General features: G+C 64.1%; 1 protein-coding gene and 1 pseudogene. Both read right to left on the bottom strand.

Translation table 11 applies throughout. The features are described 5' to 3' along the window. Positions 1 to 299, bottom strand: a 299-nt coding sequence (locus DBR18_RS17940) for an arginine N-succinyltransferase (protein WP_177482402.1), incomplete at its 3' end; no start/stop codon positions are given. A 51-nt stretch (positions 300 to 350) separates the two neighbouring features. Further along, positions 351 to 465 (bottom strand): annotated as a pseudogene (locus tag DBR18_RS17935) (arginine N-succinyltransferase); the annotation flags it as partial.

The raw sequence follows: 465 nt of genomic DNA, 5'->3' as shown, positions 1-465 counted from the left end.
TTCAGCTCTTGCGAGGCGCTGACGGTCAGGCCGACTCGGAAGTTGTACCAAGGCTCACGCATGCCGACCGCGCCGGCGATAGCGGAAATCCCCACTACGCGACCGTTGTCGTCTTCGAGCACAAACAGGTAGTCCGCGTCGCCACGACCGGCTTCGCCGCGAAAGGTCTTCTCCGCCCAGCCGACCCGATGGGTCAGGCGTTCTTCGTTGGCCGGTAACGTGGTCAGGCCGGTACCGGTGCTGCGGGCCAGGTCGATCAGCGCGGATAAATCGCTGCTGCGTACGGGACGAACAATCATGCTATCTCCTCAAACGGGCCGCTTTCGCCACCCGTGAAACTCGCTAAGGCGTTAAACCGCCACCAGGTGCACGCTGGCACCTTCACCGACGCCGAGGGCTTCGGCTGCTTCCAGATCCAGGGTCACCGGTTTGCCCGGCGCGTAGTCCAGCTCCAGCAGCACCGCG

Origin of the sequence: Pseudomonas sp. HMWF021 (genome assembly GCF_003061005.1) — a bacterium.
Classification (GTDB): Bacteria; Pseudomonadota; Gammaproteobacteria; order Pseudomonadales; family Pseudomonadaceae; genus Aquipseudomonas.
The sequence above is the reverse complement of the archived record's forward strand: the minus strand, read 5'-3'. Positions and strand labels throughout refer to the sequence as shown.